The following is a 19,037-nucleotide window of genomic DNA, read 5'->3' on the forward strand; positions in this document are numbered from 1 at the left end:
CTCCAGCCCTTATCTGGCGGGCGCAGCAGCTATCAATTTGGCAGCTTCCGGCACGCCATCGGCCGGACGCCCTACCGCCAGCCTCCCCGTCGTTTTCCTACAGCTTTTGTCAGGTCGTGCGGACAGGGCTGGCCGCCCGCATCCCCCACGATCAGGCTTTTGCGGCACGGGTAAGGCACGGGTCAGGTAGCCCGGTGCCATGGTTTTCTGTCAGAAAGGGATTTCAGATGAAGGCTTATCTCAAGTTCGGCGCAATGATTGCGACCTCGACCATCGTGATGTTCGGGCTCATGTACCTGAACACCTACGCGCTGGATCACATTTTCTTCAGCCAGACGCGGGCCTGGATGGCGTTGCTGATGGGCGCCGTCATGGCCATGGTCATGCTGGTGTTCATGTGGCCCATGTACCCTGACCGGCGCGTCAACACGGGCGTGCTGCTGGTCAGCGCGCTAATGTTCGCGCTGTCGCTGTGGCTGGTTCGCAGCCAGCAGACGGTTGACGAGGTCTCATGGATGCGGGCCATGATTCCGCATCACTCGATTGCCATCCTGACGAGCGAACGCGCCCACATTTCAGATCCCCGTGTCAGGCGGCTCGCGGATGCCATCATCGACGCCCAGCGCCGGGAGATTGCCGAGATGAAACAGCTTATCGACGAGCTCAAGCAGGCCCGCTGAGCACGGGCGGCATAGCTGCACAACGAATGATGGGGCGGTGCTGTACCCCGTCAGACCCCCGCGTTCATCAACAATTTTGGCCTTCAGCCCATAGCCAGCGGGCGCGAGCAGCTATAAAATTGAAAGCAAATACGGGCTGGCGCGCATCAGTCGCCATGCACCCGCTGGCCCGTCAGGTCCTTGAGCGCCACCCCCGAGCGTTGTTGACTGCGCATCTGGTCCAGCAACCACGCGATTTTGCCGGCCGCAGCATCCGGCGCAAGGCCTTGCGGCCGGATGTTGGAGACGCAGTTGCGGTCAGCGTCGCTGGTGGCTGCGCCGGGCGCCCAGGTGATGTAGGCGCCCAGGCTGTCGGGCGACGACAGGCCGGGCCGTTCACCGATCAGCACCAGCACCGCATCGGCCTGCAGGGCGCGCGCGACGACGTCGCCCGCCGCAATGCGGCCGTGGTGCAACAGCACGACCGGCGCCAGCGCCCAGCCCTGCGCGTGCAGCAACGGCACCAGCGCTTCAAGCACCGGCAGGGCATGGCGCTGCGTGGCCTGCGCGGACAGGCCGTCGGCCAGCACCACGGCCAGGCCGCCACGCGACGGGCTGGCTTGCAACAGCGCCAGCGAGCCGGCATCAAGCTGGCGCCCAAGGTCGGGCCGCATCAGGTAGGTGCGCCTGTCGGGTGCGCCGCTGCGGCAAACCAGTGCGGGCTGGCCCAGCAAAAGCGACAGGCCGGCCTGCAGGGCATCGGCATTCAGTGCGGCGCCCACGGCGTCACGCGCCCGGGCGTGGGCCAGGCGAAAGTCCAGCAAGGCGGGTGTGGCCAGCGAGGCGCCGGTGCGTGGCAGGCCGATGCGTGCGGCGGTCAGCGGCCGCAGCGCCGCCCACAGCTCGGCCACGCCGGACGGTGTATCTAAAGGATCCGGAAGCTGGGGCTTGTCGTTCATGAGTTGGTGCTGTTGCCCAGCAGTTGCCGGAAAGGCAGCGGCACGCCGCCCTGCCGCACGCGGCCCTGGCCGTCCACCAGGCCCTGCGCTTCCAGCCATAACTCGAACTCGGGCGCCGGCCGCTTGCCCAGCAGGTCGCGCATGGCCAGCGCGTCGTGGAAAGAGGTGCTCTGGTAACCCAGCATGATGTCATCGGCGCCGGGCACACCCATGACGAAGTTGACGCCCGAGGCCACCAGCAGGGCCAGCAGCGCGTCCATGTCGTCCTGGTCGGCCTCGGCGTGGTTGGTGTAACAAACGTCGCAGCCCATGGGCAGGCCCAGCAGCTTGCCGCAGAACTGGTCTTCCAGCGCGGCACGCGTGATCTGTTTGCCGTCGTACAGATATTCGGGGCCGATGAAGCCGACCACGGTGTTCACGAGGAAAGGCTTGAAATGGCGCGCCACGGCGTAGGCGCGCGCCTCCATGGTCTGCTGGTCCACGCCGTGGTGCTGCCCGGCCGACAGGGCGCTGCCCTGCCCGGTTTCGAAATACATGAGGTTGCTGCCGACCGTGCCGCGCCCCAGCGACTGGGCGGCATCATGTGCCTCCTGCAGCAGAGCGAGGTTGATGCCGAAGCTGCGGTTGGCCCCCTCGCTCCCGGCGATGGACTGGAACACCAGGTCCACCGGCGTGCCGCGGGCGATCAGCTCCAGCGTGGTGGTGACATGCGCGAGCACACAGCTTTGCGTGGGAATGGCGAGCTTGCTGCGCACTTCGTCGAGCAGGCACAGCAGCGCGTGCGCGCTGTCGGGGCTGTCGGTGGCGGGGTTGATGCCTATCATCGCGTCGCCGGCGCCCAGCAGCAGGCCGTCGAGGATGCTGGCCGCGATACCGCGCAAATCATCGGTCGGGTGATTCGGCTGAAGCCGCACCGAAAAACGCCCAGGCAGGCCGACGGTGTTGCGAAAACGCGTGACCACGCTGCATTTGGCGGTCACGATCATCAGATCCTGCAGGCGCATGAGTTTGCTGACGGCGGCCACCATCTCGGGCGTCAGGCCGGGCGCCAGGGCGCTCAAGACGGCGGTATCGGTGCTGTCGGCCAGCAGCCAGTCGCGCAGGCCGCCCACCGTGAGGCGCGCGACCGGCGCAAAGGCATCAGTGTCATGCGTATCGATGATGAGCCGGGTGACCTCGTCGGCCTCATACGGCACGAGGGCGTGGCTGAGAAAGTCTTTCAGCGGCACGTCGGCCAGCGCAAACTGCGCCGCCACCCGCTGCTCGGCCGAGGTGGCGGCCAGCCCGGCCAGCACGTCGCCGCTGCGCAGCGGCGAGGCACACGCCATCAGCGTGGCAAGGTCGCTGAAGACATGGGTTTCTTGACCAACCGGCATACGGTACATCGCTGTGGGCCCAGGTTGCGGCGGCCGCACCGATGCGGCCGGTGCGCTTGACGCCAGACCCTATCGTAGGGGAAGCGGGCCTTGCCGTGCTGCAGAACGCGCGCGGCTTCACGGGACCCGCAGCACCGAAAAAAAACACGCCATGGCGAAGTTCATGCATGTTTTATGCCTCCAGCCCTTTCTGCACGGGCGCAAGCAGCTATTAAATGTATAGCTATCCAGTGTCTCTTCTACGGCGGGGTTGAGGCATGGATGTCGCAGAAATTGGCTAACCAACGGCCCCCCGACGGCACGCTGCGCCTCTCGTCAGCGGGAAGCGCTCCAGGTGGGCGGATTCACTTGCGGTCTTTGCTGGCGCGGGCATGGGCATCGACCCCGCCGCGGGCCTTCCATTCCCCATAACCGCCATGCAGGATGCGCACGTTTTCGTAGCCGGCCATCCTCAGCGCCATCGCCACCTGGCTTGAAAACGAACCGGTATTGCAGTACGCCAGGATGGTCTTGTCCTTGGGCAGTTTGGCGCGCTCGGCAAAGACCTTGCGCCATTCGATGTTGCTTGCCCCCGGAATGTGCGCCTTCGCGAACTGCCCCGCGTCGCGCACGTCGAGAACGTAGAACCTCTTGTAGTCCTCGGCCGGAATCTGTTCGGCGGCGATGGTGCCGCTGTTGTAGTCGGAAAATTCGAAGTAGGTCTCGAGCGCTTCGGTGGTGGCCTTGTCGAGCTGGGCATGCGCAACGACCGGCAGCGCCGCAAGCGCGGCCAAGGCGGCGGATGCGGCCAGGCGGCGCGAACAGAGGGTGAGGAACGTCAGTGTCATGGCTTGTTTCCGGGTTTTTTAAGAGCTTGAAAAAATCAATGCGTCAATGCGTCAATGCGCGGGGCTGAGCCGGGGGTGGGTTTCTTCACCCCAGTGATGGAGGACAGCGCCGGACAGAAACATTGCCACGGCGACGAACCAGAAGGCGGTCTCGATGCGTCCGCCCAGGGCTGCGGCCGCACCCAGGCCCAGGGCGCCGATGCCGTAACCCAGGTCGCGCCAGAAGCGATAAATGCCAATGGCAGAAGCACGCCAGTTGGGGTGGGCGATGTCGGCCACCGCCGCGCTGAGGTTGGGGTACAGCATGGCCATGCCCAGACCGGCCATGGCGGCCGAGGCGCTCCACCACGCCGAGCCATGGCCCAGCGGCAACAGCGCGACACCGGCGCCGCACAGCCACATGCCCCAGACGTTCAGGCGGTGCCGGCCGATGCGGTCGGACAGCTTGCCGGTGAAGAACTGCGCCCCACCCCAGGTGAAACCGTAGACGCCCACGATCCAGCCGATGCCGGGCAAGCTGACGCCTTGCTGGTGCAGATACACCGGCCAAAAGGCCCAGACCAGCGCATCAACGAACTTCTCGACCATGCCCGCCTGACACAGCGCGGCCATGCGGCGGTCACCCCAGCTCATGAGGGCAAACATTTCCCGCGTGGTCGGTTGCTCGCTGATGCCCGTCGGGTAGCGCGGCCGCAAGGCATGCGCCGCAGGGGCCGCAGCGTGGCGCTTGACCTCGGCATGCGCCCAGGGCAGCGTCTCCTTCACGCCCAACCAGGCCAGCAGCGTGGCCAGGCCGATGACGGCCGCACCAAACCACAACAAGCCTTCACGCGGGCCCAGCAGCGAGGCGGCATAACCCGTCACCACACCGGCGATGGCGACACCCACATAACCTGCGAACTCGTTGAGTCCGATGACCAGTCCGCGCTGGTCGGCCCGCGTGATGTCGAGCTTGGCCGTCTGTGTCATCGACCAGGTCAGCCCCTGGTTGACGCCCAGCAGGATGGTTGCCAGGACAATCCAGCTCCACGACGTGGCAAAGTAGACGATCAGCGGAATCGGCAACGCCACCAGCCAGCCCAGCAACAGCACGCGCCGGCGGCCCATGCGTTCAGCCAGGCGACCAGCGGCGAAGTTCATCGCGCCCTTGACGAAACCGAAGGCGACGACGAAAGCCGCCAGCAGCATGAACGAACCGCGCGGCACGCCGAACTCGGTTTCGGCCAGCGCCGGAACCACGTTGCGCATCATCCCGATGGTCATACCGACGAGCAGCACCTGCAGCAGTTGCTGCAGGACCTGGCGGAGATTGGCGCGGATGCCGTATTCCATCTGCATACAGCTCAGGCGTGCGCCGGCTCCGGCGCCGTTCCACGCAGGTTGGCCGCCACGATACGGGCCATGTCCTGCGGCTGCGGCGGAGTTTCTGCCGTGAGCGCATCAACGAAGTCCTCACGCGACATGGCGAGCATGGGGTTGAAACGTTTCTCGAAACCGAGGGTCGATGCGGATTTGCCGGACAGGCCCGCACCGCAGGCGCTGCCGGCCTGGTGGCCGGGATAGATTTCGAGGTCGGCGGGCAGGCTCAGCAGCTTGCCATGCAAGGTATCGTGCAGCTGGCCCGCCATCTCCCGTTCGCGGCCCGCCAGGTCGGGGCGCCCTACCGCGCCAACAAACAGGGTGTCGCCGGTGATGACGAACCAGGGCTCGTCGCCCCGGCGCAGGTCGCGCACCAGCAGGCAGATGCTGTCTGGCGTGTGCCCGGGCGTATGCATCACGTCAACCACCACGTTGCCAGCCTCGAGCCGCTGGCCGTCCGTGACTGGCGCGAATTCGAACAAGACCCGTCCCTGGTTGCTCTCGTGCAGGTAATACGGCGCACCGGCGCGCCTGGCCAGTGCCGGGCCACCCGAGTAGTGGTCGGCATGCACATGGGTGTCGATGACGTGGGCAATCCTGACGCCCGCCTTCTGGGCCTCCGCCAGGAACCAGTCCTCGTCGCCGGCCACCACGTCAACGGCCACGGCTTTCGCCAGGCCCGCGCAGCCGAAAAAATAGGACAGGGTGGCGTTGTCCGCCGGTCGTTGTTTGAAGAACATGTTTGCCTCCTGTATCAGAACACCAGGACCTTGTCGGCCCAGACCGTCCACTGGGTGAGCTCGTCCAGGGTGCTGCGGTGCGCGCCCGGGATGAGGTCCTCGACGCTGATGCCGCGTGCATCCATGCAGGTGCCGCAGACGCCGATAACACCCGCGTGGCTCACCACCGAACCGAGCATCACTTCAAGGTTGTAAAAGCCGGTTGGCACTTTCTGGAGGCGGTGCGCGGCGGCCGCGGCGTCACCAATCAGAAAAACCCGGACCTCGTTGCCCGACTGCCTGGCCAGCGCGCCGGCCAGTCGAGCCCCGTTGTACGTTCGCTCACTGCCGTAGGGAGCGTCGTTCAGGATGAGCAGTGTGTTCATGTCGAAGCCTTACGTTGTCTGTTCGAGGGGCAGGCCACGGGCGCGCCATTCGGCCACGCCATCGGTCAGGTGAAAGGCGCGGTAGCCCCGTCTGCGCAGCAACTCAACGGCGTCCCTGGCCATCAGGCAAAACGGGCCGCGGCAGTAGGCGACGACGGGCACATCTTTGGGAAGCTCTTTCAGCCGCTTCCTGAGCTCGTCCACGGGCAGCGAGCGGGCGTGGGGCAAATGGGCGCTGGCGAATTCCTCTTCCGGCCGCACGTCCAGAACCAGGACCTCCCCGGCCTTGGCTTTCTTCAGGATGGCCGCCCGGTCGATACCCTCGAGTTCATCGCCGTGCTCGACGATGGAGGCCAATGCAACCTGCAACTCGACCAGCCGTTCCTCGGCTTCAGCGCGCAAGTTCACCCAGAGATCGGCCACACTGGTACTGGCCAGACGGTACAGGACGTATTTGCCTTCCTTGCGCGTATCGACGAGTCGGGCCATGCGCAGCTGCTTCAGGTGGGCGCTGGCCAGCTTGACGCTGATTTCCGCCTGTGCCGCGAGCACTTCGACGGTCTTCTCGCCCTGGCAAAGCAACTCGATCAGCTCCAGGCGCTTGGGGCTGGCGACGGCCTTGCCGATGCGGGCGACCTGCTCGTAAAGATGGTCCTTGATTTGTCTCATGCCATCAATCTAACGTTTATTAGATTGATTGTCAACCTCCAAAGGCTGACCCGCGGCGGGGAAACATCCGAGCCACGGGAAGAGCGTCAAGACGCGCCGACGAAGTCGACAAACTCGCCGTGCTTGATGCCGGTGCCGACGACTACCTGACCAAACCTTTTGGCGTGGGCGAACTGCTGGTCCGGGTGCGCGCCAACCTGCGCCGGCCTCGGGCCGCCACCCCCGAAAGCGGAAAGTAAAGAGGCCGACCCCTTGCTCCGTTTTGGCGAGGTGGAGGTGGACCGCCATGCCCGTGTCGTACGCCGTGGTGTTGTGGAAATTCATCTGACACCGATTGAATACCGGCTCCTTGGCGTGTTGATGGCCAATGCGGGACGGGTCCGGACGCACCGCCAGCTGCTGTGGGAAGTATGGGGACCTTCGCACGCCGAGCAGAACCACTATCTGCGTATTTACATGGGACACCTGCGGCAAAAGCTGGAGGCCGATCCGGGCCCCAGCACCTGCTGACGGAAACGGCGGTCGGCTATCGCCTGCTGATGAACTGAGCCACCGGAGCGGCCAGCCGTTCGAGGGGTGGTATCCCATGGATGGCTCTTTGCAGAACCCACCGTTCGCAGGCATAGCAATTCAGGAAGGAAAGGGGTAAACGCCGTCCATATCCCGAAGTACCCCTGCGGCCATTGGACTACCATGGAATTGCCGCCCTGCTCTCCACCCTCCCCCTGGACTCCTCATCTTCCTCACTCCACCTCTGAGCCTCCATGCCTAGCGATCCAGGCCACGTATTCCGCAAACATTCATTGCTGCTTCTGGTGCTGCCCTGTTCCGTGTTGCCCTGGGGCCAAGCCTGGGCCCTGTGCAATGGCGGGGCAACGGTAACGTCGACACTGACCATTAGCACCAGTTGCTCCAACGGCGGGGTCAAACCGCTGGGAATGGACACCGGCGCGAACCTGACAGTCAATGCCGGTGTGACGGTTTCCAACGACGCGGGCAGCGGAAGAAACGGTGACCCCATCTCGGTGCTGGCGTCGGCCACGGCGTCCAACCTGACCAACAACGGCACGATTTCCACGGGCCAGCAAATTGGCGTCATCGTCAACGGCACCCTCAACAGCCTGGTCAACACCGGACGGATTTCATCGAATGTCAGGCGCGGCATCGTCATCAATGGCGTCACCGGCAAGATCGGCGTCCTGACCAACACCGGTGCCATTGTTGGCCCCTTTTCGGGCGTTACCAACAACTCAGGCGGCCTGCTGCAGACCTTCAACAACCTGCAGGGCGCGGGCCATGCCAATGGCGCGGTCACCTACACGGGTGAGCTGCCCACGAACTACAACATCATCATCAACAGCCCCGGCACCTACGGAAAACTGGCCAACAAGGACGGCGTCACCGGCAGCATGGGTTTCGGCATCTACAGCACCTCGACCGTGGCCCTCGGGTCCTACACCGGGGTGTTGAGCGGGCTGACAGCCAGCAACCTCACAGGCGCAACCTCCGGAAGCTTCGGCGGACTGAACTGGGTATTGAGCCTGGCGTCGGGAAGCACCACGCTCTGGGACCTCATTTTTTCTGCGGGCAGCGCCAACATGACTTCGGGCAACAGCTACACCCTGGCGAATGTGGGCGGCTCGGCCAACCCGGTTTTTGACGGCGGAACACTGACCTTGCTGGCCGGCGCCAACACCAGCCAGGCGTTTACGCTGAATGCGTCAGGCGGCACCTTCACCAGCCCCGGCAACGGCTCGGCCCAGCTCCCCGGTCCCGTGTCCGGCGTGGGCGGGCTGAGCGTCAATGGCGCGGGGGCGCTGGTGCTGACGGGCAACAACAGCTACTCGGGCGGCACCACTGTGAGCTCGGGCACGCTGACTGTCGGCGGCAGTTCGCCGCTGGGCACAGGGGCGGTTTTTGTGGCCGCTGCCGGCACCCTGATGGGCACCGGCACCATCCGCGGACCACTCACCGTGGCAGGCACGCTGAAACCCGGCAACTCGCCGGGTTACCTGACGGTGAACGCCACGACCACGATGAACGCCGGCAGCACCTACCAGCAGGACATTGCAGGCACCGTGCAAGCCAGTGCGGCCAGCCCGGTGGGCGCGGCCGGCTACTACTCGTTCATGAACATCGCGGGCGGGCAGTTCGTGATCCAGCCCAACGCCACCCTGAGGCCGCGTCTTTCGGGACTCTTCACCCCCGGCGAATCAGGTTACGGCAGCACGCCCTACACGCCGGTGCTTGGCGACCGGTTCCGCTTGGTGACGGCCGACGGCGGCATCTCCGGCCGCTTCAGCACCCTGACGCAGCCGGCAGAACTGGCTGCCGGCACCCAGTTCGTGCAGTTCTACAACGTCGCCGGCAGCAAGAGCCTGGACCTGGCGGTGATCCCCACCTCGTACACCACCACCCTGGGCGCCCAGAACGGCAACGCCCGCTCCGTGGCCGGCGCGCTGGACAGCATCGTGCGGGTCAACCAGGGCGGCTCGGCCACCGGCCTGCAGGATCAGTTGCTGTATGCCGCGTCGGGCCAGAGCGCCGCGAGCCTGCCTTCCTTCACGCGTGCGCTGGCCGGCGAGGTCTATGGCGCAACGCTGGCCACCGTTCCCCAGACCACGCTGCGTCTGCAACAGGCGGTCATGTCGCGCCTGGCGGACGCGGGCCCAGCCGCCACGGACAGTGCCCCCCGGCTGGCAAACGGACAGCGTGGCGTGCTGCTCGCCAGCGTGGGCAGCGTCCAGACCGCGGGCACCCTCTTTGACCACGCTGCCGGCAGCACCAACAATGCAGCAACCGCGCAAGGCGCGGCCTGGGGCGAGATCGCCTACCAGCGCGGTCGCCGCCCCGGCGACGGCCAGGCCAGCGGCTTGAGCACCAGCCTGTACCAACTGGTGCTTGGCGCCGACACCCACGCCGCGCACGGCATCACGGCAGGTGGCGGAATGGCGCTGTCAGCCACCGAGGTCAGCGCCGCTCAGGGACAAGGCACCGTGCAGCAAGGCGCCCTTTTCGCGTACGCCCGGCTGCCCGCCGGCGCTTGGGAAATCGACGCCATGGGCAGCGTGGGCCTGCACGCCGCAGACCCCACACGAACGGACCCGACGGGTTTCACCGCGGGTCTGGGCGCCAAGGTGCGCGGCAGGGACGCCCTGCTCAGCGCGGGCGTGAGCCGACCCATGGAGGCAGAGGGCACCCGCTTCACACCTTATGCCCGCCTCAGCTGGCAACAGGTGCACCAGTCCTCGTTGAACGAAGGCCCCTCTGCGGCTGCACTGGGCGTCAGCAGCTTTGACGGACAGGGATTGCGCGCGGTGATCGGACTGACCGTCGCCTCCCGCACCATGGACCCCGTGAAAGACCAGAACACTTACCGCTTCAATGTCGCGGTCGGCGCCGATTCCCCGAAACTGATCAACCCCGTGCTCGACGCCTCGCTGGCCGGCCTGCCTACCACCATCCACACACCGTGTGCCGGCTCCGGCTTTGTACAGGCCGGCTTCGAGGGTACGACCCGGCTTGCCCACCAGGCGTATGCCTATCTGCGCGTGTCGGGCGAGGCACGTCGCGGGTCGGTGCAAGGCAGTGTCAACGCCGGGGTGCGGCTGGAGTTCTAGCCTGCTGCATCGCCTAAGCGCTGCTTGCGCGCTGCGGGTGGCCGGCTGGACTTTGTCGTGCGGATGCCGCGTTTGAGCGAGCCAGCTTCCACATTTCCCCGACGCCGGGCCAGAAACTGCAAGGACGTGGCTATATTGCTGCCATGACCACTGCAAGCCGAAACCAGGGCAACCTGATCACCCGCATCCTCCGGCGCGGCCGGGAGGAACGCCTCGCCCAGGCGGCGGGCGGCCTGACCTTCACGATGGCGGTGTCCATGGTGCCGCTGCTGGCGGTGAGCTTTGCCCTGTTTGCGCGGACCCCGGCCCTGCGCGCGGCCGGGGAAGCGATTCGCGAGCACCTGCTGCGCGGCCTGTTGCCGGCCGACATCGCCAGGACGGTGCTGAAACACCTGGCGCAGTTCGCGGGCAACGCCAGCGGCCTCACGCAGGTGGGCTTCGCGGTCCTGCTGGTGTCGGCCCTCACGCTGCTACTGAGCGTGGAGAACACGCTCAACCGGATATGGCGCGTGAAGAAACCGCGCACGGTGCTGCGCCGGCTGGCCCTGTATCTTGCCATGCTGCTCACCGGCCCGGTGATCATAGGCGCGAGCCTGTGGGCCGCTTCTTACCTTCTGGCGGCCTCCAGCGGACTGGTGGGAACGCGCCCCGCCTGGGTGCCGCATGCCCTGAACCTGGGGCCGGTGGTGTTGAGCGTCGCCGGCTTCGCCTGTCTGTTCCGCTTCGTGCCGCACACCGTGGTGCGGTGGCGCGATGCGATCGCGGGCGGCCTGCTCGCCGGCATCGCGTTCGAGATGGGCAAGCACGGCTTCGCGATTTACCTCGCCAATGTGCCCACATACCGCACGATCTACGGCGCCTTCGCGCCTTTGCTGGCCTTCCTGGTGTGGGTGTATTACTCGTGGCTCGTCACGCTGGCCGCGGCACTGGTCAGCGCCAACCTGCCGGGTGGCGGCGCGCGACCGGCACGGCGGCTATCACGGGCGTAGCCGGCCCCCTTGCCGCGTGGCTGGTCACGTCTTGCGCAGGGTCAACACGATGTCACGCCGGGTTTGCAAGCCTTTCAGGCCTCCAGCCCTTTCCCGGAAAGCGTGAGCAGCTATCAAATAAATAGCAACGAGCCGCCAGCTTCAGCGCGCCAGGTAACCACCGTCAACCGGGTAATAGGACCCGGTCACAAACGAAGCCTTGTCCGAGGACAGCCAGGCCACCAGTTCGGCCACTTCTTCGGCGCGGCCCAGGCGGCCTATCGGATGGGCGCCGACCAGCATGGCGTTGATGGCGGGGTCTTCTTCCAGGCCGCTGATCATGGGGGTGTGGATGAAGCCCGGTCCGACGGCGTTGACACGCACGCCGTGTGCGCTGTATTCGAGCGCGGCCGCTTTCGTCAGCCCGACCACGCCGTGTTTGGCGGCGGTGTACGCCGGGGCGCCGGCAAAACCGACGTTGCCGAGGATGGAGGCGACGTTGATGATGGAGCCACCGCCGCTTTTGAGCATGGCGGCAATCTGGTACTTCATGCCGTAGAACACGCCCGACAGGTTGATGTTGATGACCTGCGCCCAGCCGTCCAGCGGGTAATCAGCCGTGGGGGCCTGCGGGCCGCCTATGCCGGCGTTGTTGCAGGCGATGTCGAGCCGGCCGTGCAGCGCCAGGGTGCGCGCCACCAGCGCCTCGCCGTCCTGGGGCTTGCCAACGTCGGCCGCCACAAACATGGCGTCGCCGCCCAGGGCACGCACCAGCGAGGCCGTTTCCTCGCCGGCCTGTTCGTTGATATCCGACACCACCACCCGGGCGCCCTCGCGCGCCCAGACCAGCGCAATGGCGCGACCAATGCCTGACGACGCGCCGGTGACCAGTGCTACCTTGTTTTTCAGCATGTGTTTATCCTTTATGTGTTGCGCGGCCCGGTGCCGCCACCCTGCAGCCTGACAACCCGGGCGCAACGCCCGGTGAAACTGCAACATCCATTGTGGGCTGCCCCCCGGTAGCGTGCTTGATCTATGACAAGCCGTGCAAAGGCCATCCGGCTTTCTCGCCTGAGCCGGCCCGGCCGTGCCGACTAAACTCCCGTCATGGCTACTTCCTCTCCCTCCGACGCACCCAAGGGTTCGCCGCGTTCCCTCTCCGGCCTTGTGCCCTTCCTGCGCCCGTACCGCGGCCGCATCGGACTGGCCATCTTCTTTCTGGTGATGGCGGCGGTGGCCACGCTGGTGTTTCCGCTGGCGCTGCGCGGCCTGATCGACGGCGGCCTGGGTGCGGGTGACAGGGGCGCGCAGCTGATGGCGCTGCGCACCCACTTCTTCGAGCTGTTTGCGGTGGCGGCAGCGCTGGGCCTGTTTTCAGCTGGTCGCTTTTACATGGTCAGCTGGCTTGGCGAGCGCGTGACGGCCGACCTGCGCAACGCGGTGTATTCACACGTGGTGCGGCAAAGCCCCGAGTTTTTTGAAACCACGCAGACCGGCGAGGTGCTCTCGCGCCTGACCGGCGACACGACGCTGGTGCAGACGGTGGTGGGCTCGTCGCTGAGCATGGGCCTGCGCAACGCCGTGATGGGAATCGGTGCGCTGGGCATGCTGGTGGTGACCAACCCCTACCTGATGGTGCAGGTGCTGGGCGGGCTGGTGCTGATCGTCGTGCCGTCAGCGTGGTTCGGCCGACGCGTGCGCAAGCTCTCGCGCGCCAGCCAGGACCGGGTGGCCGACTCCAGCGCGATTGCGGCCGAGGTGCTCAATGCCATCCCCGTGGTGCAAAGCTACACCGCCGAGGCACGCGAGGCCGCCCGTTTCGACGAATCGACCACCAATGCCTTCAACACGGCGATCCGCCGGACCCGGGCGCGCTCGGTGCTGGTGGCCTTCATCATCATCGCCACCTCGGCGGCGCTGCTGTGGGGCCTGTACCAGGGCACGCAGGCGGTGATGCGCGGCGACATCACCGCCGGCCACCTGGGCCAGACGGTGGTGTACGTGATCATCCTGGCCAGCGCCACCGCGGTGCTGGGCGAGGTGTATGGCGACCTGCTGCGCGCCGCCGGCGCTACCGAACGGCTGATGGAACTGCTGGAAACCCGCTCCCCCGTGACATCACCATCAAATCCGGTGCCAGCCCCCGTGGTACGGGCGGGAAGCGCTATCAAATTCGAAGCAGTGACTTTCCACTACCCGTCGCGCCCGGCGCAGGCGGCGCTGAGCGACTTCTCCCTGAGCGTGGCGCCCGGCGAAACCGTGGCCATCGTGGGGCCCAGCGGCGCCGGCAAAAGCACGGTGTTCCAGCTGCTGCTGCGTTTCTACGACCCGGCCACGGGCCGCATCGAGCTCGATGGTGTGGCCACCCGCGACCTGGCGCTGCACGACCTGCGCCAGCGCATCGGCATCGTGCCGCAGGACGCGGTGATTTTCTCGACCAGCGCGCTGGAAAACATCCGCTACGGCAAGCCCGGCGCGAGCGACGACGAAGTCCGGACCGCGGCGCAGGCGGCTTTTGCGCACGAGTTCATCATGGCGCTGCCGGAAGCTTATGACACCTTTCTGGGCGAGCGCGGCGTGCGCCTGTCGGGCGGGCAGCGCCAGCGTATTGCGATTGCACGCGCCATGCTCAAGAACCCGCCGCTGCTGCTGCTCGACGAAGCCACCAGCGCCCTCGATGCCGAAAGCGAACGCATGGTGCAGGCGGCGCTGGAGTCGGCCATGCAGGGCCGCACCACGCTGGTGGTGGCGCACCGTCTGGCCACCGTGCAGAAGGCCGACCGCATCCTGGTGCTGGACCACGGCCGCCTGGTGGAGCAAGGCACCCATGCCGAGCTGGTGAGCCGCGGCGGCATTTATGCGCGGCTGGCTGCGCTGCAGTTCAACGCCTGAGGCCATGCGCTTCCCTGGCGCATGACGCAGACGGACCATGTTGCGGAACCGTGACTTTTAAATTCAAAATCGTTGTTATGTGTTTTATGCATAACAACCCATAAACCCGGCCTTGGACAGCTGGACACGGCGAGCCTAAGCTCTGCGCATTGATCTTCCACCAGGAGTTTATTGATGTCGCAAGCTTCCAGCCCCGCCACCACCGCCACCACCGTCGGCGCCCCCGCGCTTTTGCACCCCCTGCCCTCCTACCTGCAGGCCGACAAGCTCGGCCCCTGGGGCAATTACCTGCAGCAGGTCGACCGCGTGATTCCGCACCTGGGCAGCCTGGCGCGCTGGGCCGAGACACTCAAACGGCCCAAGCGCATCCTGATTGTCGACGTGCCCATCCACATGGACGACGGCACGGTGGCGCACTTTGAAGGTTACCGCGTGCAGCACAACGTCTCGCGCGGCCCGGGCAAGGGCGGCGTGCGTTTTCACCAGGACGTGACGCTGTCGGAAGTGATGGCGCTGTCGGCCTGGATGTCGATCAAGAACGCCGCGGTCAACGTGCCTTACGGCGGCGCCAAGGGCGGCATCCGCGTGGACCCGAAGAAACTCTCGCGCGGCGAGCTCGAGCGCATGACGCGCCGCTACACGAGCGAGATCGGCATCATCATCGGCCCGAACAAGGACATTCCCGCGCCCGACGTCAACACCAATGAGCAGATCATGGCGTGGATGATGGACACCTACTCGATGAACACCGGCTCGACGGCCACCGGGGTGGTCACCGGCAAACCGGTGGACCTGGGCGGCTCGCTGGGCCGGCGCGAAGCCACCGGCCGCGGCGTGTTCACGGTAGGCGCCGAAGCGGCCAGACACATCGATCTGGACATCGCGACCGCCCGCGTGGCGGTGCAGGGTTTCGGCAATGTGGGCGGCGTGGCCGGCAAGCTGTTTGCCGAAGCCGGCGCACGCATTGTCGCCGTGCAGGACCACGGCGGCACGATTTACCGCGAGGCCGGGCTCGATGTGCCCTCGCTGCTCAAACACGTGGCGGAAACCGGCAGTGTGGCCGGCTTTGCGCAGGCCGAAAAAATCGACGACGACAAATTCTGGGAAGTTGACTGCGAGATTCTGATCCCCGCCGCGCTGGAGCAGCAGATCACCCGGGACAACGCCGGGCGCATCAAGGCACGCATGATCATCGAAGGCGCCAACGGACCGACTACCCCCGAGGCCGACGACATCCTGCAGGAACGCAACGTGCTGGTGCTGCCCGATGTGATTGCCAACGCCGGCGGCGTGACCGTCAGCTATTTTGAATGGGTGCAGGATTTCTCCAGCTTCTTCTGGGACGAAGCCGAAATCAACGCCCGCCTGGTGCGCATCATGAAAGAAGCCTTTGCCGGCGTCTGGCAGGTGGCGCAGGACCACAAGGTCAGCCTGCGCACTGCAACGTTTATCGTGGCCTGCAAACGCATTTTGCACACGCGCGAGCTGCGCGGTTTGTACCCCTGAAGCATGTGAGCCCCACGGTCGCTCACTGCGTGTAGCTCCCTGCCCCCCGAGGGGGCCGCTGCGCCTGCGGTCTGGCAAAACCAGTCCCGCGGCCCCTGCTTGACTGCGACCCGGAGCTCGTGGCTGCTTACTGAAGCGTTTCCTTGACTGCGGCCGGTAGCGGCAGCGGCATCACCTCAATGCCCTCCTCCAGCAACTCGACCGCTTCGGCCCGGCTGGCCTGGCCGCGGATGCTGCGCTGCTCGGCGTCGCCGTAATGCATCGCACGCGCCTCGTCGGCGAACCGTTCCCCCACGTCCTCGGTGTTGGCCATCACGTGGCGCAAGGCCTTCAGGAACTCGGCCTGCACGGCCGGGCTGCCGGCGCCAGCCATCACCTCATGCACCGGGTTACCGGCCGGCGCGGTAGCCGGCACGGACAATTCGCGCGAGGGTGAAGCCGCTGCCGGCTCCCCGCCCGCGCCGCCCAGATTGAGCCGGGGGGCGCTGGGCATTTTCCGCACGGTCGGGTCGGCGCACAGCGGGCAAGTCACCAGGCCGCGCCCCAGCTGGCTTTGAAAATCATCTTCCGACGCAAACCAGCCTTCAAAGGCGTGCTGGTGCGAACACTGGAGGTTGAGGACTTTCATGGGCCGATTATCAGGCCCCGGTGCGGGAAGCGCCGGTCTGCCAGTCCAGCGACCATGCGCCCGACAGGACGTTCTGCAGCCACAGCGCACCGGTCAGCGTCTTGCCGTCGGTGACACGGCCATCGCGGCACCACTGCAGCAGTTCGGCCGGGGTGGCCGTGAACACGTCGAGAAACTCGCCCGCGTCGAGCTTGCGCTCCCCGAGGGTCAGGTCCCGGGCAAACCAGATGTCCATGAACTCGGTCGAGTAGGAAATCACCGGGTGCATGACACCGGCGCGGGCCCAGGAAGCCGCGCTGTAACCGGTTTCCTCGAGCAACTCGCGCTGCGCACAGGCCAGCGGTTCCTCGCCGGCATCGAGCTTGCCGGCGGGAAACTCCAGCATCACGGCCTGCACCGGGTAGCGGTATTGCCGCTCCAGCACCAGGCGGCCGTCGCCGAGCTGGGCAATGATCATGACCGCGCCCGGATGGCGCACATATTCGCGCGAGGCTTCACGCCCGTCCGGCAGGCGGACCGTGTCGCGGAAAGCATGGAGGAAATGGCCGCGCAACAGCTCCTGGCTGCCGACCTTGTGCTCGATCAGATGGCTGTCGGCCGGACCAAGGGGCTCTGCGGGATGCTCAGGCATGTCGGAGGACCGGGCGGACGCCGCGCTCAACGATGTTTGAACAGGTAACGAAACACAAAACCCGGAAAGGCAAAGGTGATGAACAGCGTGGCCGTGATCGCGTAGAACTCCCACCCCTGCGGCGCGATCTGGCCGGCGCGCTGCTCCAGCAGCAAGGCGATACCGCCCACCACGAAGTACCAGAACACCATCTCGGCAAGACGCACCGCCAGATTCTTGGGGTTCTGCAGCCGAAAAACCAGCAGCACGCGGTTGCTGATGAAAGGCAGGTTGGCCGCCAGCAGGGCCAGCGCCACCACCAACCATATCGAGACAGTCTGGTTCATGCGCCGAGGGACTTCACAACGCTGGCAATCGCCTGCTGGCATAGCGTCATCAGGCCGCCGGGCATGACACCCAGCAGCAGCACCAGCGCGCCGTTGATCGACAGCACCACGCGGGCATCGGCCGGGGCCACGATGGCCGTGGGCATGCCGACGTTGGGCGCATCAAAATACATCACCTTGACCACACGCAGGTAATAGAAAGCACCGACCAGCGACATCAACACCGCAAAAACCGCCAGCACGATGTAGCTGGTCTGCTGCGAGGACACCAGGGCCTGCAACACACCGAGCTTGGCATAGAAGCCAACCACAGGCGGCACACCGGCCAGCGAGAACATGCTGATGGCCATGACGCCGGCAAACAAGGGGCTGCGCTGGTTCAGGCCGGCCAGGTCGGTGATTTCCTCGGACTCGTGGCCGGCACGCGCCAGCAGCAGGATGATGCCGAACACTGCGAGTGTGGTCAGCACATAGGTGATGACGTAGAACATGGCCGCGCCATAGGCGTACTCGGCATTGAGCGGCCTGCCGGGAACCACAGCAGCCAACAGCGCCAGCAGCAGGAAACCCATTTGAGAGATGGTGGAGAACGCCAGCATGCGCTTGAGGTTGGTCTGCGCCACCGCCGCCAGATTGCCCACCAGCAGCGAACCGATGGCCATCAGCGCCAGCATCTGCTGCCAGTCGATGGCCAGCGGCAGCAGGCCCTGCACCAGCAGGCGGATGCAGATGGCAAAGGCGGCAAACTGCGGCGCCGCACCGATCAGCAGCGTGATCGCCGTGGGTGCGCCCTGGTAAACGTCGGGCAGCCACATGTGAAACGGCACGGCACCCAGCTTGAAGGCCAGGCCGGCCACGATGAACACCAGGCCGAACACCAGCACCTGGTGGTTCACCTGGCGGCTGGCAATGGCCCGGTACACCTCATTGACATCCAGCGAGCCGGTGGCGCCGTACATCATGGACAGGCCGTAAAGCAGGAAACCCGAGGCCATGGCGCTGAGCACAAAGTATTTCATCGCGGCTTCGGTGGCCGTTGCGTTGTCACGGCGCAGCGCCACCAGGGCATAGCTGGAAAGCGTCATCAGTTCCAGGCCCATGTAGAGCACCAGGAAGTTGTTGCCGGAGATCATCACGAAGATGCCGAGCAGCGCAAACATGCCCAGCGTGAACAGCTCGCCGCCGCGCAGCATGTCGCGGTCTGCCGCATACCCACGCCCGTACACCAGGGTGACCATCATCGCGATCGAGGCGAAACACTTGAGCCAGTTGCCCATGGGGTCGCTCACGACCATGTTGCCGAAGCCGTAAAACGTGTTGCCCTTGACGGCGTACACGGCCTCCAGGGCAGCCACGGCAGCCAGCGTCAGCAGGGTCAGCACATAGGTCAGGGTGCGCTGCGGGCTTTTCACGCCGAGGTCGACCAGCGCGATCACGCAGGCCATGACCAGGAGCACGATTTCCGGGTAGACCGATAGCCAACTGAGTTTGTCAATCATCTGAATTCTTTGA

At 65.8% G+C, this 19,037-nt stretch carries 17 protein-coding genes and 1 pseudogene; 6 read left to right on the forward strand and 12 right to left on the reverse strand.

Features of this window, described 5'->3' with window-relative positions:
- The first annotated feature begins 227 nt into the window (after positions 1-227).
- Positions 228-680, forward strand: a complete 453-nt coding sequence (locus PSV40_RS10985; protein WP_300537362.1) for a DUF305 domain-containing protein — start codon at positions 228-230, stop codon at positions 678-680.
- 146 nt (positions 681-826) lie between these two features.
- On the opposite strand, the gene eutC is transcribed toward PSV40_RS10985, so the two are convergent.
- The 7 genes from eutC to PSV40_RS11020 all read right to left on the reverse strand — a co-directional run bounded on the left by eutC (position 827) and on the right by PSV40_RS11020 (position 6,954).
- Positions 827-1,618: an ethanolamine ammonia-lyase subunit EutC gene (gene eutC / locus PSV40_RS10990; protein ID WP_300537364.1), complete on the reverse strand. Its 792-nt coding sequence runs from the start codon at positions 1,616-1,618 to the stop codon at positions 827-829.
- A complete protein-coding gene (locus PSV40_RS10995; RefSeq protein WP_300537366.1) occupies positions 1,615-2,994 on the reverse strand; it encodes an ethanolamine ammonia-lyase subunit EutB in 1,380 nt (459 codons plus the stop codon). The genes eutC and PSV40_RS10995 overlap by 4 nt, the downstream gene beginning before the upstream one ends.
- Positions 2,995-3,338: 344 nt before the next feature.
- Positions 3,339-3,821 carry a rhodanese-like domain-containing protein gene (locus PSV40_RS11000; protein ID WP_300537368.1) on the reverse strand — a complete coding sequence of 161 codons (483 nt, stop codon included), beginning with the start codon at positions 3,819-3,821 and terminating at the stop codon, positions 3,339-3,341.
- Positions 3,822-3,872: 51 nt separating this feature from the next.
- On the reverse strand, positions 3,873-5,159 hold the full coding sequence (locus PSV40_RS11005; RefSeq protein ID WP_300537369.1) for an MFS transporter: 1,287 nt from the start codon (positions 5,157-5,159) through the stop codon (positions 3,873-3,875).
- 5 nt (positions 5,160-5,164) lie between these two features.
- Positions 5,165-5,920, reverse strand: a complete 756-nt coding sequence (locus PSV40_RS11010; protein WP_300537371.1) for an MBL fold metallo-hydrolase — start codon at positions 5,918-5,920, stop codon at positions 5,165-5,167.
- 14 nt (positions 5,921-5,934) lie between these two features.
- On the reverse strand, positions 5,935-6,285 hold the full coding sequence (locus PSV40_RS11015) for a DsrE family protein (protein ID WP_300537373.1): 351 nt from the start codon (positions 6,283-6,285) through the stop codon (positions 5,935-5,937).
- A gap of 9 nt (positions 6,286-6,294) precedes the next feature.
- Entirely contained in the window at positions 6,295-6,954 is a 660-nt protein-coding gene (locus PSV40_RS11020) for a metalloregulator ArsR/SmtB family transcription factor (RefSeq protein WP_300537375.1), read from the reverse strand.
- Positions 6,955-7,040: 86 nt separating this feature from the next.
- Here PSV40_RS11020 and PSV40_RS11025 point away from each other — a divergent pair.
- The 3 genes and pseudogenes from PSV40_RS11025 to PSV40_RS11035 form a co-directional block, all read left to right on the forward strand.
- Positions 7,041-7,502: pseudogene (locus PSV40_RS11025) on the forward strand (winged helix-turn-helix domain-containing protein); the annotation flags it as partial.
- Between the two features lie 390 nt (positions 7,503-7,892).
- Positions 7,893-10,574: an autotransporter domain-containing protein gene (locus tag PSV40_RS11030; RefSeq protein ID WP_300537377.1), complete on the forward strand. Its 2,682-nt coding sequence runs from the start codon at positions 7,893-7,895 to the stop codon at positions 10,572-10,574.
- A 143-nt stretch (positions 10,575-10,717) separates the two neighbouring features.
- Positions 10,718-11,563 carry a YhjD/YihY/BrkB family envelope integrity protein gene (locus tag PSV40_RS11035; RefSeq protein WP_300537379.1) on the forward strand — a complete coding sequence of 282 codons (846 nt, stop codon included), beginning with the start codon at positions 10,718-10,720 and terminating at the stop codon, positions 11,561-11,563.
- Between the two features lie 141 nt (positions 11,564-11,704).
- Here the strand turns inward: PSV40_RS11035 and PSV40_RS11040 are convergent, their stop codons facing one another.
- A complete protein-coding gene (locus PSV40_RS11040; protein WP_300537381.1) occupies positions 11,705-12,454 on the reverse strand; it encodes an SDR family oxidoreductase in 750 nt (249 codons plus the stop codon).
- Between the two features lie 195 nt (positions 12,455-12,649).
- Between PSV40_RS11040 and PSV40_RS11045 the strand changes: the two genes are divergently transcribed.
- On the forward strand, positions 12,650-14,434 hold the full coding sequence (locus PSV40_RS11045; RefSeq protein WP_300537383.1) for an ABC transporter transmembrane domain-containing protein: 1,785 nt from the start codon (positions 12,650-12,652) through the stop codon (positions 14,432-14,434).
- Positions 14,435-14,608: 174 nt separating this feature from the next.
- Positions 14,609-15,940 carry a Glu/Leu/Phe/Val dehydrogenase gene (locus PSV40_RS11050; RefSeq protein WP_300537385.1) on the forward strand — a complete coding sequence of 444 codons (1,332 nt, stop codon included), beginning with the start codon at positions 14,609-14,611 and terminating at the stop codon, positions 15,938-15,940.
- A 127-nt stretch (positions 15,941-16,067) separates the two neighbouring features.
- Here PSV40_RS11050 and PSV40_RS11055 read toward each other — a convergent pair whose 3' ends face one another.
- From PSV40_RS11055 to nuoN, 4 genes are read right to left on the reverse strand one after another with little or no spacing between them, the layout of a single operon-like run.
- Positions 16,068-16,568 carry a DUF1178 family protein gene (locus PSV40_RS11055; protein ID WP_300537387.1) on the reverse strand — a complete coding sequence of 167 codons (501 nt, stop codon included), beginning with the start codon at positions 16,566-16,568 and terminating at the stop codon, positions 16,068-16,070.
- Between the two features lie 10 nt (positions 16,569-16,578).
- Complete coding sequence (locus PSV40_RS11060; protein WP_300537389.1) at positions 16,579-17,199, reverse strand: NUDIX hydrolase; 621 nt, start codon at positions 17,197-17,199, stop codon at positions 16,579-16,581.
- Between the two features lie 26 nt (positions 17,200-17,225).
- Entirely contained in the window at positions 17,226-17,525 is a 300-nt protein-coding gene (locus tag PSV40_RS11065; protein ID WP_300537391.1) for a DUF2818 family protein, read from the reverse strand.
- Entirely contained in the window at positions 17,522-19,024 is a 1,503-nt protein-coding gene (gene nuoN / locus PSV40_RS11070; protein WP_300537393.1) for an NADH-quinone oxidoreductase subunit NuoN, read from the reverse strand. The genes PSV40_RS11065 and nuoN overlap by 4 nt, the downstream gene beginning before the upstream one ends.
- Positions 19,025-19,037: the final 13 nt, after the last annotated feature.

Origin of the sequence: Polaromonas sp. (assembly GCF_029945925.1) — a bacterium.
Classification (GTDB): domain Bacteria; phylum Pseudomonadota; class Gammaproteobacteria; order Burkholderiales; family Burkholderiaceae_C; genus Polaromonas.

Bases quoted from the DNA above. Each gene is read 5' to 3' on its own strand.
- PSV40_RS10985 (WP_300537362.1), top strand. From the start codon at position 228: ATGAAGGCTTATCTCAAGTTCGGCGCAATGATTGCGACCTCGACCATC.
- eutC (WP_300537364.1), bottom strand. From the start codon at position 1,618: ATGAACGACAAGCCCCAGCTTCCGGATCCTTTAGATACACCGTCCGGC.
- PSV40_RS10995 (WP_300537366.1), bottom strand. From the start codon at position 2,994: ATGCCGGTTGGTCAAGAAACCCATGTCTTCAGCGACCTTGCCACGCTG.
- PSV40_RS11000 (WP_300537368.1), bottom strand. From the start codon at position 3,821: ATGACACTGACGTTCCTCACCCTCTGTTCGCGCCGCCTGGCCGCATCC.
- PSV40_RS11005 (WP_300537369.1), bottom strand. From the start codon at position 5,159: ATGCAGATGGAATACGGCATCCGCGCCAATCTCCGCCAGGTCCTGCAG.
- PSV40_RS11010 (WP_300537371.1), bottom strand. From the start codon at position 5,920: ATGTTCTTCAAACAACGACCGGCGGACAACGCCACCCTGTCCTATTTT.
- PSV40_RS11015 (WP_300537373.1), bottom strand. From the start codon at position 6,285: ATGAACACACTGCTCATCCTGAACGACGCTCCCTACGGCAGTGAGCGA.
- PSV40_RS11020 (WP_300537375.1), bottom strand. From the start codon at position 6,954: ATGAGACAAATCAAGGACCATCTTTACGAGCAGGTCGCCCGCATCGGC.
- PSV40_RS11030 (WP_300537377.1), top strand. From the start codon at position 7,893: ATGGACACCGGCGCGAACCTGACAGTCAATGCCGGTGTGACGGTTTCC.
- PSV40_RS11035 (WP_300537379.1), top strand. From the start codon at position 10,718: ATGACCACTGCAAGCCGAAACCAGGGCAACCTGATCACCCGCATCCTC.
- PSV40_RS11040 (WP_300537381.1), bottom strand. From the start codon at position 12,454: ATGCTGAAAAACAAGGTAGCACTGGTCACCGGCGCGTCGTCAGGCATT.
- PSV40_RS11045 (WP_300537383.1), top strand. From the start codon at position 12,650: ATGGCTACTTCCTCTCCCTCCGACGCACCCAAGGGTTCGCCGCGTTCC.
- PSV40_RS11050 (WP_300537385.1), top strand. From the start codon at position 14,609: ATGTCGCAAGCTTCCAGCCCCGCCACCACCGCCACCACCGTCGGCGCC.
- PSV40_RS11055 (WP_300537387.1), bottom strand. From the start codon at position 16,568: ATGAAAGTCCTCAACCTCCAGTGTTCGCACCAGCACGCCTTTGAAGGC.
- PSV40_RS11060 (WP_300537389.1), bottom strand. From the start codon at position 17,199: ATGCCTGAGCATCCCGCAGAGCCCCTTGGTCCGGCCGACAGCCATCTG.
- PSV40_RS11065 (WP_300537391.1), bottom strand. From the start codon at position 17,525: ATGAACCAGACTGTCTCGATATGGTTGGTGGTGGCGCTGGCCCTGCTG.
- nuoN (WP_300537393.1), bottom strand. From the start codon at position 19,024: ATGATTGACAAACTCAGTTGGCTATCGGTCTACCCGGAAATCGTGCTC.